This is a genomic window from Coriobacteriia bacterium, from assembly GCA_031292615.1.
Taxonomy (GTDB): Bacteria; Actinomycetota; Coriobacteriia; order Anaerosomatales; family JAAXUF01; genus JARLGT01.
Genome location: JARLGT010000029.1, coordinates 1 through 16,707, shown reverse-complemented (window position 1 = coordinate 16,707; position 16,707 = coordinate 1). Strand labels below are relative to the sequence as shown.

The window sequence follows — 16,707 nt, the reverse complement described above, 5'->3', positions numbered from 1 at the left end:
TGCAAACGAAGTTGTGACAGGAGGAGCTATGCGTGTAGGGAAGATGCTTGCGGGCAGCGCAGTCGTTGCGTTGGCCCTGGCGGCGCTCATGCTTGGTGGGTGCTCGAGTGGTGGCTCGGCTTCAAACTCGTCCGGTGGCGGTTCGTCCACCGAGGTCCACATCGGTATCGGCGCCCCGTTGACCGCGGGCTCGGTCGCCCAGGGTCAGGGCATCCAGCGCGGTGTAGAACTCGCGCTTGCGCAGGCCAACGATAGCGCGGACGTCAAGGCCGCCGGCCTGAAGTTCGTCGGCATTCCCGGCGACGACCAGGGCGACCCCAAGACGGGTGTCACGATCGCCAACACCTTCGCCTCCGACCGCCAGCTCATCGGCGTTGTCGGCCACCTGAACTCCGGCGTCACAATCCCGGCGTCCAAGGTCTACAACGAGGCCAAGATCGCGATGATCTCCCCGGCCGCGACCAACCCGGCGCTTACGCTGCAGGGTCTGAATAACGTGTTCCGTGTCTGCACCATCGACTCGGTCCAAGGGCCGACCGGTGCCGACGCCGCCTTCAACAAGTTCGGCTTCAAGAAGGCGGTCGTCATCGACGACTCGACCCCCTACGGTGCCGGTCTTGCTGCCGCGTTCGCCAAGCAGTTCGTCGCTGACGGTGGCCAGGTCGTCCTCACCGAGAAGACCTCCGACAAGGACAGCGACTTCAACGCGCTGGTCAGCAAGATCAAGGATGCCAACCCCGATCTGGTCTACTACGGCGGCGTCTACAACGCCGGCGCGCTGCTCTCCAAGCAGCTGAAGAACGGCTCGGTCAAGGCCCCGATGATGGGCGGCGACGGTCTGTTCGACCCTCAGTACATCGCCTTGGCTGGCAACGCTGACGGAGACCTGTGCACCTCGGTCGGTTTGCCGACCGACAAGCTGCCGAAGGCCCAGGAGTTCCAGGCGGCCTACACCAAGATGTTCCCCGGCAAGGAGATCGGCGCGTACGACGCCTACTCCTACGATGCCGCTAACGTACTGATTGGCGCCATCGTCAAGGCGGCCAAGGACAAGGGTGCCGCGGCGGTCACCGGCCCGGCCGCCCGCGAAGAGATCATCGCCAACGTTGCCGCGACCAGTGTCGATGGCGTCACCGGCAAGATTGCGTTCGACAAGAACGGCGACACGACAAACAAGGCCATCACGGTCTACAAGGTCGAAGCCGGCAAGTGGATCGCTGCGCTCATCCCCGGCCAGTAGACTCATCACCTGCGTGAGGTTCTCCCGCGGGCGCCCGAAAGGGCGCCCGCTCCCTGTTTCTGGCGACCCGCGCTTGGCGCTGGAACCGATGCATCAATCAGGCGTCCTGCCACGCGCCGTCGAACACGCGCCAAGAGCCTTCGACGGCGAGTGCTCGCAGGGTGGCCCCGCCTGCGCCGTTAACTATGGCCTCCTCGGGATCGTCCACACCGCCTAGCGCGAACACCGCGATATCGGCTTGCTTGTCGCGCTCCAGCGTGCCGAAGTTCTCGGCGATGCCGATTGCCACTGCGCCTTGGCACGTCGCAATCTCGATCAGCGTCCGTGCCGGGATCGTGGGGTGGATGTCGCGCAGCGCACGGATCTCGGCCATCAGATCGAGGTCCGAGTTGCTCGCGGCAGAGTCCGTGCCGATTCCAACCGGGATGCCGGCCTTCAACAACGCAGGTACGTCGGGAACCGGGTTGCCGAGGTAGCGGTTCGAGCGCGGGCAGGTCACAACGCCACGCGCCTCGGCGGCGAGAAGAGCGACGTCAGCCGCGTCCACGTGGCAGCAGTGGACGGCGGTGGCGCCTGAGAGGACGCCCAGATCGTGCAGGTAGCGGACGGTGGACGTGCCGGGGGCATGGAACCCGAACGCCGTGCGGCCAGCGACTGCCGAGAGCGCTCCAGTCCCCACCGCAAGCAGCTCGACCTCGGCGGCCGACTCCGCAACGTGGATGGCGATTGGCACGCCCTTCTCGGCAGCGGTGGAGTGGACGGCTTGGAGCAACTCGGGGCCGGATGTGTAGGGGGAGTGCGGCGAGAGGCCGCACCTGACGCGCGGGGCAAACGCCTCTGGGTGGCTCGGATAGCGAAGCGCCTCCAGCGCGCTCGGGACGGCGTCGCCGCGCATGCCGAGCAGCTCCCAGTAGTAGACGCCTGCCAATCCCATCGACGCGGCGGCTACCACCTCGGCGGCGCCGTAGGCGATGTCGCCCACGGCGGTCACCCCGCGAGCAGGCACTGCCGCGCCCCGTGCGCGCCGGAGGCCTCGTGATCGGCGACGGTCCACGGCTTCATCGCCGAGACTAGCGCGGGAAGCCAGTCGACGAACGGCATCGGGGGCACCTTGCCCGCGAGGTCTGTGAGCGTCAGATGCGTGTGTGCGTTGACGAGACCAGGCGTGATGACACAGCCGCCGAAGTGCTCGGCGACGGCCTCCGGGTAGCGAGTTGCAAGTTCGCCTCGAACGCCGACGCCTGCGATGCGGCCGCCCTGAACCGCGACGGCACCACCGGGGATCGGCGGGCTGCCGACGGGCAGCACCCAATCGGCCGAGATCAGCTGCACGAGCCTACGACTTCCGGACGTCAGGTATGCCGAGCATGCTCGGCTTGCGGTGATCCATGCAGCTGCAAGCGTCCCGGGCAAGCGACGCATCGGCGATCGTGTCGAGCACGATTCGAGCGATGGTCTCGGACTCGTCGAAGAAGATCGCCTTCATCTCGGCGTGCTCCCACTCGCGCACGACGCCCTCGCCGTAGTTCACGACTATGTAGATGCCGGCGTAGCACGCGCCGATGTCGCGGGCGAGGAAGACCTCGGGACACAACGACTGGCCGATGATGTCAGACCCAAGGCGTTTCATGTAGTCGACCTCGGCGACCGACTCGAATCGGGGACCGTCGGTGACGAGGTAGGTGCCGCGCCCAAAGACGCGCTGAAACGCCGAACTCGCGCCCGCGTACAGGTGACCTGAGAGCTCTCGACAGATGGGCTCGCGCATGATCAGGAGGTGATCGCCCCGCACGTAAATGTCCTGCTTGATCGAGAGGTCGACGAAATCGTTGGGGATGACCACGTCGCGCGGGTCGAGCAGGTGGTTCAGGCTGCCAACACCGCCGTCGGCGAGCACCTTGCGTACGCCGGCCTCCGAGAACACCCAGAAAACTTGCAGCGACGCGTCGGCACGCTTCACGCCGCGACGCCAGCCGTGCATCTTGACGGCGAGTGCTTCGCGCGGCCCGGTGGGTCCGGTGACTCGAAAGTGGGTGAACGCGGGAGAGGTTCCGAACGGCGTCTCGAAGACGAGGTCTGTGCCCAGTACATCGACTCGCTCGTCTCCTAGGGCTGCCGGGAAGTCGAACGACAGGGATCCCGATCCGCCGCAGATCCCGAACTGTGCTGCTGGCACGTGCTGGTCAGGCATGGTGTGGACCTCCTTTACCAAGAGACTACCCGAACGCAGACGCCGGGGGTATCGGCGCAAGCGAGCTGCGCCCATTCGGGGAGATACTGTGGGATTCCTACGGTCCGCCGCATGTGGCATCGCTTGTGCACTTGGCTGAGCTATCGTGTAGCGACGCATGTGGCTCAACGGAGAGTGAACGGATGACCGACGAGGAGTACGAACCGAGACGGAGCGGCTGCGGCTGCCTCACGGCTCTGGGCTGGTTGCTCGGCATCATGCTGCTCGGCGTGCTGGGCTGGCTTGTGGCCGTGCTCGGCCTGCCGCTCGGGCTGGGGCACAGCGTTCCGATTCCTCCGCAGGTCCGACAGGCGGCGCTGGATTTTGGCAGCGAAATCGCCACGTCGGCCCGCTCTGTCCTGCCCCTGGGCGATGCGGCGACGCAGAGCGTCGAGGCTAGAGGGCCGCATCCTCACATCGTTCCGACCGCCGGCAAGGCTGTGTCCGCCAAGACCATCACGTTCCTGTTCGATGGCGTGAAGTACAGCATCACCCCGCACGTCGCGAGCGATGTCTACCACGGAGCGAAGAACTCCACGCGTTTGCTGGTCCAGATACCGGGCCAGAGCGACGCGGACTGGACTCGCACCTACTACCGCGACTTTGCCGACGACCCCGCCCAGAAGCCCGCGATCGACGACGTCTGCCGGCAGCTCGAAGCGATTCGCAGCCGAGCCGGCTTGGACTCCGACCAGTACCTAGAGCTCATGGCCAAGTACGTCCAGACGATCCCCTACGACTGGAAGATGTTCGAGTCTGGGACCGGCAAGCAGCGCTTCCCCGTCGAGACACTGGTCGACGGCAAGGGTCTGTGCGGCGACAAGTCCGTCCTGCTCGCCGACCTGCTGTCGCATGAGGGTTACTCGGCGACCTTGCTGGACTTCGAGCCTGAGAAGCATATGGCCGTGGGGGTATCGGGTCCGGGCGCCACGTACGGGGAGAGCGGGCTGCTCTTCCTCGAGACGACGGCTCCGTGCTACGTGACGGACGTGCCCTCCTCGTACGCCGGGGGCATGAAGCTGGCCTCCGAGCCGATTCTCGTCCCCATAGGATCGGGGACGAAGCGCTACGGCGCCGCCGATCAGATAGCGCGAATCGTGCACGCGCGCGACGTCGCGCAGACTGCAGCCGAGGCGCTCTACCAGACGGCCAAGCGCGAGAACCTTACGCAGGGCCAGGCGCGCGCCATCAACAACAAGCTCAACATCGCCTACGAGGCTTCGACCTCGCTGCGCTCCAACGTTGTCGACGAGAGTGGAAAGAGCGTCGGCACGTTCATGGATCGCACCAAGGCGATCCGGTGGATTGACCGCAACGCCTGGTGGCTCTAGAGTCGCAAGCTCGCCTTCGCATACAGCGCCGAGGCGCTTGCGCGGGGGGCATACTCCTGAAAGAACGCCCGCGCCCAAGGACGGTTTACGAACGCCGGGCTTCTCGGCAGACAAGGACGAGACCATGGATACGAGACTGATCGGTCGGCTCGAGGACTTCGCTCCGCCTTGGCTGCGCTACATGCTCACGCTCTCCGAGGCCGCCCGAACGGGCGAGACTTGGGTGGTAGCGTCCGGCGAAGACATTGCGCTGTGGGACACCGACGGCGGAGCCGTGCTGCCCGACTGGCCGACCAAGGCGCTGGCTGCCAACGTCGCCGAGGGTGAAGCCGAGGCCGCTCCACTCGCCGTGGACGAGTGGCTCAACCGTTTGCTGCCGTTCCTGATCGAGGGCGACGCAAACGTCTCGCTCTTTCCGAACTTCGAAGATGACATGCTGGTCGAGCCGACGGCGGTCGCCGAGGATCTGACCGACCTGCTCGCCGAGCCGTCTGACCTGGCCGCCGAGCTCGTCGCCGAGCCACTCGTCGCGGCCTACGACGAGTGGGCGCTGCTGGAGTCGCCCGGCGTCGAAGAGGAACCGGCCGAAGGATGGGCGCCTAACGACGAAGTGCCTGCACCTTCGGGCGATCGCTACGCCGACGCCCTGGCCGCGGCCGCCGCTACTGACGCGCTGTGGCTCCTCGACGACCCCTCGGAGGACGCGATAGTGGGCCTCGTGATCGACGATCGCCCGTCGCTGACCCTCTTTACCAGCGAGGCTCAGGCCGCCGAGTACGGCGAGGGCATCGATGCCGACGTCGTGCCGCGCGCCATCCAGATCGATGTCCTGGTTCGTGGTTGGCTGCTGGTTGCCTACGGCGGTCAGTGGTCGGTGGCGCTCTCTCCCGACGAGACCGACGCGGTCTTCGCCGAGCCAACACGCGTCGCGCTCGATCTCTCCGAGGCGTGCAACGCCGCTGCGAAGTAGTCCCTCGGGCGCGTGAGGCGGCTGCGCCGACGCGCTTGTCGATCGCGCGCTGTGCCTTCCGACATGACGATGGCCCCGCCGACACGCATCGGCGGGGCCATCTGTGTTGCCGCGCTTGCTCGGCGTTGTCCGCTAGGGCTGCTCGATGCGCAGCAGCACCCAGTCAAGCGCCGGGTCGTTCATCATCGTGCCGCAGTAGGCGCACTTGACGTAGTTACCGTCCGTGACGGGGCCGCCACAGTTCGGGCACTTCTTGATGGTGGCGTCGGTCTTGGTCACGGCGCCCACCTTGCGCACAAGCGTCCAGTACTCGTCGAACGTCTTGACGGTCTTGCCGTCGCCGAGCACGCCCGGATTGACGATCTGGCCGGTACGCTCGTCGATCGTGTAGTCGATGACGGAGGCCGTGATCATGACCTTCACGTAGTCCGAGTCACCTTCGCGCGTGACCGAGACCGGCTCGACATGGTCGATGTGGATGCTATCGAGCTTGTTGATCTGACCGTTGCGCACGTACTCGCCCACACCGTCGGCCAGGACCTGGAACTGCTGCTCGGCCAAGAAGCGGCGAGCTGGCTCCATATTGCGAGCTTCCCATGCCTTCTGGATCGCAAGGAACATCTCGTTCACTCGGCCATAGAACGCTTGCTCGGAGAAGTCGGGATCGTCGGCCTTGACGGCGTCGAAGCCGACCGGTCCGCCACCCTGCATCGCCTGGTTCATGGCGCCAAGGTCGGGCATCGCGCCTGGTGTGGGTGGCGCGCCGTTGCTCTTGAAGAAGCGCGTGATCACGAAGTAGGCGATCACGATGATGATTATGATTACGATGAACGTGCAGCAGCCTCCGCCGCTGAGCGCGGACCCAACCACTGCCCCGCCGAGCAGGCTTCCTCCGCTGCCGCCACTACCTTGGCTTGAACCGCCCGAGAAGCCTCCGCCGCTACTATGGCTTGAACCCCCCGAGAAGCCGCCGCTGCTGCTGTGACCCGGGTTGGAGGTGTGACCGCCGCCGGCTCGTGCGAGCCCGACGGCTGGAACAACGAGCGCGACCGCCATCAGCACGATGAGAGCGATCGCAAAGAGCTTGGCGTACCTGCTGCGCAGCATCGTCGCCACCTAGCCCTGTGCCGTGCCGCACTCGGGACAGAACTTGGCGCCCTGCGGAACCTCAGCTCCACAGTTGGTGCAGGTCTTCGGGCCGAGCGCGTTTCCGCAGTTGGAGCAGAACTTCGCGCCGGCGGGGTTCACCGTGCCGCAGTTGGAGCACGTCACTGTTGCCGGCGCTTCTGCGCCCGCCACAACCGCACCAGCAGCCGCCGCCGGTGCTGCGGCTGGGGCAGGTGCGGCGGCTGGTGCGGGGGCTGGTGCGGCAGGAGCGGGAGCTGCGGCAGCCTGCTCGGCAGCAGCAGCCTGTGTGGCGGCCGCCTGCACCTGTCCGGACTGCAGCCCTCCGCCAACCGCTTGGCCGAGACCCGCGCCCACGAAGAGGCCGGCCATATTCGCACCGCCACCGCCTTGCGCCATGCCCTCGGCCGCGCCGAACATCGCCTCGGACTGCGCTGCCGCCATGTAGCGGGGGTCGCCGGCCAAGCGCATCTTGGCCATGCGGTCCTTCAGGTCGAGGAGACGCTGACGGTCGGCGTCGTCCATGTTGACGAGGAAGTCCTCGATTCGTGTGATCTGCAGGCCGAACGGCTCGGTGTATTGAGTCGCGGTGCCGACGATCGCCTGCTCGAAGTCGAGCGTGTAGGCTCCCGACGTTACGTCGAGTAGCGACCACTGCTCGTCCTTCATCTTGCGGTTGACCGTGGCGCGCAGGATCTTGGTGAGCTGGTCCTTGATCGCGTCGATGATCATGTCGTTGCTGCTGATAGGCTGCGTGCCGACCAGGTTCAAGATCAGCTTGGCCGGATCAACGACCTTGAAGACGAACTCGCCGTAGACGCCGCACCTGATCGCTTCGCCGGTCGCTGGGTCCTCGACCTCGCCCATGGAGCCGCCGAACTTGTTGTTCGCGAACTCGCGGCTCGAGACAAAGTACAACTCGGCCATCAGCACGTTGCCGCCGGTGAAGCTGTCGATCAACCCGCCGAGGAACGGGATCTGGGCACCGTCAAGCTTGTGCTGCCCGCCCTCCAGATAACCCACGACCGTGCCTTGCTTGATGAAGTACGCCCACTCGTCAGGCTGGACCGTAACGACGGACATCATGCGGATGTTCGTCTCGGGCCACTTGTAGATCACGAGGTCCTTGCTGGAGTCGGGTCTGGCGAGGAACTGCTGCTGAGTCTCGCCTTTGATGCCGTCGAAGAGTCCCATGGATTCGCCTTTCGGTCGTGTGCCCCCGTCGTTCGCGCCCGTTCTCAGGTTGAGTCATCTGAAGTTCTTCCCCGAGATGACCAGTATTCGGCGCGTCGCACCCGGCGGTCAAACGTGTTTCCCGCGAGCGGCCACAATTAGCCGGAGTCGAGTCTCGGACTCGCGCCGCGGCATGCCAAGGACGCCGCCCTCGGCTCTCAGTCGCTAACCCGGCTGCAGTTGGAAGCGGCGACGTACCGAAGGCCTAGGCCGATTGCCTCGTCGTGTCGAACGACCTGACTGCGTCGCGACCGGACGTCTTGGCCTGATACATCGCGACGTCTGCGCAGCGCGTCAGGTCGGCCGCCGAGACATCCTTGCCCCAGAACAGGGCCACGCCGATGCTCGCCGTGTTGGACATGCCACTTGGGTCGTCGGCGTACGGGGCACGCAGGCGCTTTCGCATCTTGTGGGCGATCTTCTCGGCTTGGCGGATTGCGCGCTCTGCGTCTCGGTCCAGATCCGTCAGGATCACCACGAACTCGTCTCCGCCGATGCGCGCGACCGTGTCGCCCTCGCGAACCAGCGACGAGATACGCGTGCCCACCTCTCGCAGCACCAAGTCGCCTACGTGATGCCCGCACGTGTCGTTGACGCGCTTGAACTCGTCGAGATCGACCATGAGCAGCGCCCCATGCCGAGACGTGCGCGTCCCGGCGATCAGTGCCTGCTCCAGCCGGTCGCCGAGCAGTCGGCGGTTGGCGAGGCCTGTCAGCGGATCGAACAGCGCCAGGCGCCGCATCTCCTCCTCGGCCAGCTTAGACTCGCTGATGTCCGTGAACGTGCCCGCGTAGTGCGTAATCGTTCCGCTAGGCGAGCTGACCGCCGAGATCGAGGTGAGAACGGTGATGCTCCCGCCGCCCTCGCGCATGAGCGTCATCTCACCGCGCCACTTTCCCGTGGCCGACAGCATGGAAGGCAGGTCCGCCGAAGTCCACGCCTCGTGGGTGTCATCGAAGAGACCTTCGATCCGCTTGCCGATGATGCGCTCTTCGGAGTAGCCGGTGAGATCGCTGAACGCGCGATTGATCATGACCGTCAGTCCGCCGGAGTCGACAACGAACATGCCCTCCTGCGAGTTCTCGAGTACGGCAGCCGCCTGGCGAAGCCTCTGGCCGTCCAGTGTCCGACGCGTGATCTCGATCGCGATTCCCAAGAAGCCCGTGACGAGCTGGATGTCGGCATCGGTGTAAGGCGCGGCCTTGTTGCCGAGACCCACAAGCGCGCTCACGTCGTTGCCCGCCATGACCGGCACAACGAGAAGCCGCTCGAGAGGGATGTGGCCGTCGATTGCAGGGTGAACGCCCTCGGCGGCAACGTCGTTGCACACGATCGGTTCTTGCGAGTCGAAGCAACGTGCCCAAAGCCCGCGGTCCAACCTGAGCTCGCCGGCGTCGGCGACGCCCGGGCCCCATTGCGCGGAAGCACTAGTCGAGAAGACGGTGATGGGTGCCGATGCTCGGCCGACCTCGACCAGGTGGAAGAAGCCAATCGCGCTGCCGGTGAGGCGCTCGGCAGCGTCGACGGTGGCCCGCATGACGTCCTCGGGGGTACCCGAGAGTGCCAAAGCCATCAGGTCGAGGCGCGCCTGCGCGAGTAGCTCGCCCAAGCGACGGTCGGTGCTGTCGTGCGCGAAGCCCACGATACCGATCGCGTCGCCCTGCACGTCGTGCACGGGTGTGATGGTGGTTTCGGTCCAAGTGGCGACCCCGTCGATGTCGGCGCACTCCTCGAACGTCTCAGGCTCGCTCGTTGCGAGCACGCGCGAGTTGATCTCGCGGCGCTCTTGAGCGATGTCGGCAGGCCACAGGTCTTCGTCGGTCAGCCCGATCACGTCGGCAGGTCGCTGATGCCCGTGGGCTTCGGCGAAAGCGCGATTGGCGGCGAGCACGCGACCGTCGATGTCTTTGAGCCACACCAGGCCGGGCTGGTTCTCGATGATGGAGATCAGGTACGCCTCGCGCTGTAGCTCGTCGGTGTCGTTGAGCAGCTCCACGTAGCGCCCGAGCATGGCCTTCACGATGTCGTGACGCGTCAGTACGCCGAGAAGCCCGCCCGCGTCGTCGACCACGACGAGCCGCCGGATTCCACGCGCGTCCATCTTGTCCATCGCCTGGCGGACGTTGGCTTCACCGTCGATCGAGATGACTGGGCCTTTCATGACGTCCTCGACAAGCGTGGTGCCGGTGGCAACGCCGGTGTTCGCGATGCGAACCACGTCGCGCTCGGTCAGCATGCCTAGGGGTAGTGGCCCGTCGGTGACGACGAGGCAGCTCGCCTTGTTCGACTCCATCAGCGATGCGGCGTCGGCCAGCGTTGAGTCGCCGTCCAGCGATGGGATCCGTGGATTCATCGCCGCGCCCACTGCGGTGCGTTCGACCAGGTACTGGAGTCCCATGTGGTTGATGAAGTCGGACTCGGTCACAAGCCCGGCGACGCGGTGGTTCTCATCGACGACGACGAGGTGGCGGAAGTTGTGCCGCGCGATGAGCTGGTACGCGTCGCGGTAGTCGACCTCCGGCGTGGAGGTGAGCGGCGGCCTGCTCATCGCATCGCTCACGGGCACACCCTCGGTCGGGATACACGTCGCGAGGTGTCTGACCGCATCGCGCTCGGTAAAGATGCCCACAGGCCTGAACTCGTCGTCGACGATGATGATGCAGCTGATCCGCCGAGTCTCCATGCGGCTCAAGATCTTCGAGAGCAGCTCGTCGGGGCGCGCGGTCTCCACCTCGGCGGTGAGAATCGCGCCGAGCGCGTGCTCTTCGGCGGTTGCGAGTGGAAGCGGCGTAGGAGCCTGTGACGTCAGCCGTGCGGGCATGGTTCCCCCTGAGTCGGACAGTAAGATGGTCCGTCCCATGTATCGGCGAGTTGATCGCCGCACTTTCGGGGGAACTGGAGAAAACTTCCACGGAGCCGAGACCGTGCAGCCGGCTGCTGAGCTTCTACTGGGCGGTGATCTTTCGGACGACCCAGTCCAGCGCCGGATCTGCCAGCCTCGTGCCGCAGTAGGCGCAGCGTGTGGGGTCGAGCCCGTCGACCGGTCCCCCGCAGTTGGGGCACTTGGTGATCGAGAGCCCCGGCTTGGTCAAGACGCCGCGATTCCGCACGAGCTCCCAGTACTCGCACAGCAACTCGTCTGTCCCGGGCTGCTCGGCGGTGATGAAGATGCGCACGAGGTCGAGCCCATCTTCGTGCTTGGCGGTGATGGGGCGGATCGCCTGCACGCGCAGCGCGCGGGGACCGTCGGCGCGTCGACTGGCCTTGGCCGCCGGCTCAAGCTTCGCGTAGGCGGCCTCATCGACGAAGCGGCGCACCGGCGCCAGATCGCCTTTGTCGAGTGCCTCGTGATACGCCGAGAACATCTCGCCAACGTGTACGAGGAACTCGTCGATTTGGAAGGCCGGGTCGGCATCGCGGAGCGCGCCGATGCCCTTGTGCGGGTCGGATGCAAGCACCGCAGGAGGGGCGCCGAGCTGAGCCCAAGCGGGGCTGAGCGTCGACGCGCCCGCGCCCGTACCCTCGATGCCGAGCTCGGCGGCAACGGCCTCGACCGCCTTGAGAAGTGAGCTGAGGAAGCCTTCGTCCACGACCCTAAAACCTCCGGACTTCTCCGTGGAGCGTGTCGCGTTGGACGGGAGTGTAACCCGCATCGTCAATGAGGCGCACCAGTTCCTCGCGGGCAAGCATGAAGCGCGTGCCGGCAGCGGCGACCACGTTCTCCTCGATCATCGTGGAGCCCATGTCGTTGGCACCGAATGCGAGTGCGACCTGGCCGATCTTGCCGCCCTGCGTCACCCAGCTCGCCTGGATGTTGCGCACGCTGTCCAGAAAGAGCCTTGAGACAGCCAGCGTGCGCAGGTACTCGTAGCCGCTAGCAGCGGTCATTGGAATGCCGCTTGCCGCCAGCTCGTCCTCGGCAAGCTCCGTGTTGCCGGGCTGGAAGCTCCACGGGATGAACGCACGGAAGCCCACGTGACCGGCGGCGACGGCTTCGTCTTGCACGTCGCGGACGCGCGCGAAGTGCTCGACACGCTCCTCGATCGTCTCGAGGCCCCCGAACATCATCGTCGCCGTGGTCGAGATCTCGAGTTTGTGTGCCTCGCGCATGACGTCGAGCCACTCGTCGCTCGTGGCCTTCTTGGGGCTCACGTAGTCGCGCACGCGGTCGACGAGGATCTCGGCGCCACCACCGGGCAGCGAGTCGAGGCCGGCGTCGCGAAGACGGCGCAGGGTCTGCTCGACGCTGATGCCGCTCACGCGGGCGATATGCACGATCTCTGGAGGGCCGAAGCCGTGGACGTGGATACTCGGGCTGTCCGCCTTGATATCGCGCAGCATGCCCTCGTACCAGCCGATATCGAGCTGTGGATGCATGCCGCCTTGCAGCAGGATGGCCGTGCCGTCCAGCGCGATGGTCTCGGCTACCTTCTCGGCGAGTTCCTCACGGGTCAGGACGTAGGCGTCGGCGTCTGACTCGTCGCGGTAAAACGCGCAGAAGCTGCAGCCGCTCACGCACACGTTGGTGTAGTTGACGTTGCGGTCGACGATGAAGGTGACCTCGGGCTCGGGCACGAGCCGACGCCGCATCGCGCTGGCCGCCTGCCCGAGTGTGAGCAGGTCGCCGTGCTCGAGCAGGAACAGCGCCTGTGCGCGCATGAGGCGGATCTCTCCGCTGGCCGCCGAGAAGGCGAGCGCCGAGGCGGATGCGGCTTGTGCGGGAGTGGTCATGGCTCAGGCCTCTCCGAAGACGTGGAGCTCGGGCACGCGATCGAGCTGACCGATGGCGACGGCCTCGGTCAGGTAGCGTGTCAGACCCTCGCGGTACCGTGGGTCGAAACGGAACTGTAGCGCATCGAAGTAGCTGCGGAAGTGCTCGGCGGGGAACTGCTCCCACCGTGCCGCATAGTCACTGATGTCGTCGAGGTGACCTCGGCAGTAATCGAGCGAACGGCCGAGCGACTCGACCACGGCGGCCGTGGCTTTGGGCTGCTCGGTGGCGAAGGAACGGCGCACGGCCCAAACGGCGTAGACCATTGGGAGGCCCGTCCACGCCGTCCACTCGATGCCAAGGTCGTACTCGAGCAGCTTTTCGGGCTTATCCCAGTACGCCCGGAGCGCGTCGTCACCGATCAGGAGCGCGGCGTCGGCCTCGCGCAGCATAGCGGGCAGGTCCGGCGGCATCTCGATGTAGCTGGCGTCCACGCCCCAGCGCTTCGCGAGCAGGATGCGCGCGAGCACCTGACTCGTGCGCGAGCTGTTCGTGAGCGCCACCGTGGCCCCGCCGAGTTGCTCGGCAGGGCGCTTGGAGAGGAGGAGGATCGACTGGACTTCGCCATCGGATGAGATCGCTATATCGGGAAGCAGCATCAGGTCGTCGGCGTGGCGCGCGTACTCGATGGCCGGGATCGGCGCGATGTCGAGTTCGCCGGCGACGAGGTCGACCGCAAGGTCGGCCGGGTTGGCCTTGATCAGGTCGACGTCGAGAAGCACGTCGTTCTTGACCAGCCCATAGTAGAGCGGCAGGCAGTTGATGAACTGGATGTGACCGAGCCGGGGCTTCTGCATGTCGTCTCGCCCCTACGCCTCGGCCTTCGGGAAGACGCCTACGAGTGGCGCGGCCCCGATCGGGCCGGCGTTCCACGCGGGCACCTCGGCTTCGTCGCTGTAGAACTTCACGATGCGGTACAGCGTGTCGCGCTCCACAGCGGTGTGTCCGGTCTCCTCGATCATGCCGACGAGGTCGTCCTTCGAGAGCGCCTCGGGCGTGGTGGCGCCGGCCATGTGCGTGATGCGCTCCTCGACCACGGTGCCGTCCAGGTCGTCGACGCCAAACGCCGTCGAGATCTGTGCGACCTTCAGGCCGAGCATGATCCAGAACGCCTTGACGTGCGGGATGTTGTCGAGCATGAGGCGAGCGATGGCGAGCGTCTTCAAATCGTCGAAGCCCGTCGTGGACGGCAGATCTGCCATCTCGGTGTTAGCAGGATGGAATGCGAGCGGGATGAAGGCGAGGAAGCCGCCGGTCAGGTCCTGCTGCTCGCGCAGGAGGATCAGGTGGTCGACCCTTTCCTCGGCTGTCTCGATGTGGCCGTAGAGCATCGTGCAGTTAGTGGCGATGCCTAGTTCGTGGGCCTCGCCGTGGATGCGAAGCCAAACATCGCCCTTCGTCTTCTTGTCCCACGCCGCAACACGCGTGCGCTCGCTGAAGATCTCGGCGCCGCCGCCGGGCAGCGCGTCGAGACCGGCGGCCTTGAGGTCGGAGAGCACCTCGCGCGTCGTCTTGCCGCTGATGATCGCCATGTGCTCGATCTCGACTGCCGTAAACGCTTGCACGATCACGTGGTCGGGCACGGCCGCACGCGTGCGAGCGACCATGTCGATGTAGAACTCATAGCTCCAGTCAGGGTGCAGGCCGCTGACGATGTGGATCTCGTAGGCGCCGTCGGCAGCACCTTCGGCCGCCGCGTTGGCGACCTGGTCGAGCGTCATCTCGTAGGCGCCCTCTTCATCGGCGTTGCGTGCGAACGCACAGAACTTGCAGCGGTTGCGGCAGATGTTGGTGGGATTGATGTGGCGGTTCACCATGAAGTAGACGCGCTCGCCGTTGATGCGCCTGCGAGCGGAGTCGGCCATCTGCCCGATGCCGAGCAGGTCGTGGCTGGCGTAGAGCGCCACGCCGTCTTCGCGGGACAGGCGCTCGCCGGCGAGCACCTTGTCGGCGATGGGGGCGAGCGCGGGGTCGATCAGGTTGAAGGAGGTCAAGGTGGCACTCCCATTCACGGGTCGAGGCGGCACAACCTCCCTAGGATATGTCGCAGCGCGCCGCCGTGCCACTTGCCCCCTAATGCGATGCTCTCGGTGCGAATTGGGGCACCTAGTAGTGGATAGGATTACCAGCACGGGACAGTGGGGAACACTGCCTGCATGCCATCGGCGACCGGGGGGACACCGCACGGTCGCCCAGATACGCAATGGAGGTTCTCATGCGTAAGAACTGGAAGGGCGCAGCCGCGGTGTTCGCCGCGCTCGCCACTTTGTCTCTGCTGCTCGCCGCGTGCTCGTCAAGCACGCCGCCAGCCAGCACAACCGGATCGACCTCGACCGCTCCTGCCCAGAAGGGCCCGATCGTCGTGGGCTCCAAGCTCGACGGTGAGGGCGCCTTGCTGGGTCAGATCATCCTGCAAACGCTGAAGGCCAACGGCTTCACGGTCGTGGACAAGACGCGCACGGGTGCCACCAAGGTCGTTCGCCAAGCGCTCATCGACAAGCAGATCGACGTGTATCCCGAGTACACAGGCAACGGAGCGACCACTCTGCACAGCGACGTCCAAGTCGACCCGGCCGTGCTCAAGAGCGCCACGCTCACGTACGACACAGCTAAGGCTCTGGACGCCACGGCGTCGCCGACTCCGATCACATGGCTCGCCGCCGCACCGGCAAACAATACGTGGGCCGTTGCGGTTCCCAAGGCGTTCGCCGATGCGAACAAACTTGTCAGCCTCGAGGACCTGGCGAAGTACATCAACGGAGGCGGCAAGTTCAAGATCGCTGGGTCGCAGGAGTTCTTCACGAGCGCAGTGGCGTTTCCGGCGTTCGAGAAGGCCTACGGCTTCACCGTCAAGCCTGCCGACAAGGTTCAGGTGGGTACGGGCGACACCGCGCTTCCCGAGAAGACCGCAGCCCAAGGCACGAGTGGCGTCAACGGCGCGATGGCGTACGGCACCGACGGCACGATCAGCGCGCTGAACCTCGTCGTGCTGACCGACCCGAAGGGCGCCCAGCCGATCTACCAGCCGGCTCCGATCTTCCTCACAAGCGTCATCACCAAGTACCCCGAGATTCCGAGCCTGCTGGACCCGGTCTTCGCCAAGCTGGATTTGGCGACGCTGCAGGGCCTGAACAAGACCGTTGCCGTTGACGGCCAGGACCCCAAGACGGTCGCGGCGGACTGGCTCAAGTCCAACGGGTTCGTGAAGTAGTGACGGAGCGCGGGCTATAGCCGCCGGCCCCCACAGCTCTACCGAATCGCCCGCCGAGGCGGTTGACCGAGTCGCTCTCAGCGGCTCGGTCATCGCCTTGGTGGGCTGTTCGTTGCTGCCGTTCGTCGAGTTCAGCGCTAACCGTATCGTCAACGGCCAGAGCCTTTCGCTGTTCGCCTCGGCCGGCTGGGCCTGGGGCGGCGCACTTCTCGCGACGTTACTCCTCACGCTCGCAGCTGCGTTCGCTCCACAGCGCTGGCGCGGCCTCGCCGTGCTGGTCGCAGCGATCGCGGCGTTCGGCGCGCTGCTCTTTGCGTCCGGCGCCGCAGCGGTTCGTCTCACACCATCGGGCGACACGGCGGCGCGCGTCTCGGTGGGAGCGGGCGCCTGGCTCGTGCTCGCCGGAGTGGGCATCGCATGGTTCCAGGGCGCGCGCGCGGCGGGCTCGCACCGCGCGAGCGTAGGCGCGGCGTTCGCCGCTGTGGCGTTGCTGCTCGGCGTTGGGTTCTTTGGCGGGCTGAACTGCACTTCGATTGCGATCGAATACCGGAACTACGATGGCTTCTGGCTGCTCGCCTGGCGCCACGTGTGGCTCT

General features: G+C 65.9%; 15 protein-coding genes. 5 read left to right on the top strand and 10 right to left on the bottom strand.

Translation table 11 applies throughout. The annotated features are described in order from the left end of the window. Positions 1 to 28: 28 nt before the first annotated feature. Positions 29 to 1,240: a branched-chain amino acid ABC transporter substrate-binding protein gene (locus P4L93_02910; GenBank protein ID MDR3685897.1), complete on the top strand. Its 1,212-nt coding sequence runs from the start codon at positions 29 to 31 to the stop codon at positions 1,238 to 1,240. 97 nt (positions 1,241 to 1,337) lie between these two features. On the opposite strand, the gene P4L93_02905 is transcribed toward P4L93_02910, so the two are convergent. Genes P4L93_02905 through P4L93_02895 form a run of 3 tightly spaced genes read right to left on the bottom strand, consistent with a single transcriptional unit; the run spans position 1,338 to position 3,431 of the window. Beyond that, the gene (locus P4L93_02905) at positions 1,338 to 2,246 is read right to left on the bottom strand and encodes an amidohydrolase family protein (protein MDR3685896.1); all 909 of its coding nucleotides are present in this window, start codon (positions 2,244 to 2,246) and stop codon (positions 1,338 to 1,340) included. Next, positions 2,228 to 2,572, bottom strand: coding sequence for a hypothetical protein (locus P4L93_02900; protein MDR3685895.1), 345 nt, complete (start codon positions 2,570 to 2,572; stop codon positions 2,228 to 2,230). Before P4L93_02900 ends, P4L93_02905 begins: the two co-directional genes overlap by 19 nt. Positions 2,573 to 2,576: 4 nt before the next feature. After that, positions 2,577 to 3,431 (bottom strand): MTAP family purine nucleoside phosphorylase, encoded by an 855-nt coding sequence (locus P4L93_02895; GenBank protein MDR3685894.1) that lies wholly within the window; start codon positions 3,429 to 3,431, stop codon positions 2,577 to 2,579. Positions 3,432 to 3,613: 182 nt separating this feature from the next. Between P4L93_02895 and P4L93_02890 the strand changes: the two genes are divergently transcribed. Both P4L93_02890 and P4L93_02885 read left to right on the top strand, forming a co-directional pair. Beyond that, a complete protein-coding gene (locus P4L93_02890; protein ID MDR3685893.1) occupies positions 3,614 to 4,801 on the top strand; it encodes a hypothetical protein in 1,188 nt (395 codons plus the stop codon). 124 nt (positions 4,802 to 4,925) lie between these two features. Next, positions 4,926 to 5,771, top strand: coding sequence for a DUF2750 domain-containing protein (locus tag P4L93_02885; protein MDR3685892.1), 846 nt, complete (start codon positions 4,926 to 4,928; stop codon positions 5,769 to 5,771). Between the two features lie 132 nt (positions 5,772 to 5,903). Here P4L93_02885 and P4L93_02880 read toward each other — a convergent pair whose 3' ends face one another. From P4L93_02880 to mqnE, 7 genes are all read right to left on the bottom strand, one after another. Continuing rightward, complete coding sequence (locus P4L93_02880) at positions 5,904 to 6,878, bottom strand: TIM44-like domain-containing protein (protein MDR3685891.1); 975 nt, start codon at positions 6,876 to 6,878, stop codon at positions 5,904 to 5,906. A gap of 9 nt (positions 6,879 to 6,887) precedes the next feature. Continuing rightward, a complete protein-coding gene (locus P4L93_02875) occupies positions 6,888 to 8,090 on the bottom strand; it encodes an SPFH domain-containing protein (protein MDR3685890.1) in 1,203 nt (400 codons plus the stop codon). A gap of 244 nt (positions 8,091 to 8,334) precedes the next feature. Continuing rightward, positions 8,335 to 10,950, bottom strand: coding sequence for a diguanylate cyclase (locus P4L93_02870; GenBank protein ID MDR3685889.1), 2,616 nt, complete (start codon positions 10,948 to 10,950; stop codon positions 8,335 to 8,337). Between the two features lie 124 nt (positions 10,951 to 11,074). After that, a complete protein-coding gene (locus tag P4L93_02865; protein MDR3685888.1) occupies positions 11,075 to 11,719 on the bottom strand; it encodes a zinc-ribbon domain-containing transport protein in 645 nt (214 codons plus the stop codon). 4 nt (positions 11,720 to 11,723) lie between these two features. Then, positions 11,724 to 12,860: a cyclic dehypoxanthinyl futalosine synthase gene (gene mqnC, locus P4L93_02860; protein MDR3685887.1), complete on the bottom strand. Its 1,137-nt coding sequence runs from the start codon at positions 12,858 to 12,860 to the stop codon at positions 11,724 to 11,726. A gap of 3 nt (positions 12,861 to 12,863) precedes the next feature. Further along, on the bottom strand, positions 12,864 to 13,697 hold the full coding sequence (locus P4L93_02855; protein MDR3685886.1) for a menaquinone biosynthesis protein: 834 nt from the start codon (positions 13,695 to 13,697) through the stop codon (positions 12,864 to 12,866). Between the two features lie 12 nt (positions 13,698 to 13,709). Further along, a complete protein-coding gene (gene mqnE, locus P4L93_02850; protein MDR3685885.1) occupies positions 13,710 to 14,894 on the bottom strand; it encodes an aminofutalosine synthase MqnE in 1,185 nt (394 codons plus the stop codon). Between the two features lie 221 nt (positions 14,895 to 15,115). Between mqnE and P4L93_02845 the strand changes: the two genes are divergently transcribed. Together P4L93_02845 and P4L93_02840 are read left to right on the top strand one after the other, a co-directional pair. Continuing rightward, entirely contained in the window at positions 15,116 to 16,111 is a 996-nt protein-coding gene (locus P4L93_02845) for a glycine betaine ABC transporter substrate-binding protein (GenBank protein MDR3685884.1), read from the top strand. Between the two features lie 112 nt (positions 16,112 to 16,223). Continuing rightward, on the top strand, positions 16,224 to 16,707 hold a 484-nt coding region (locus tag P4L93_02840), incomplete at its 3' end, for a hypothetical protein (protein MDR3685883.1).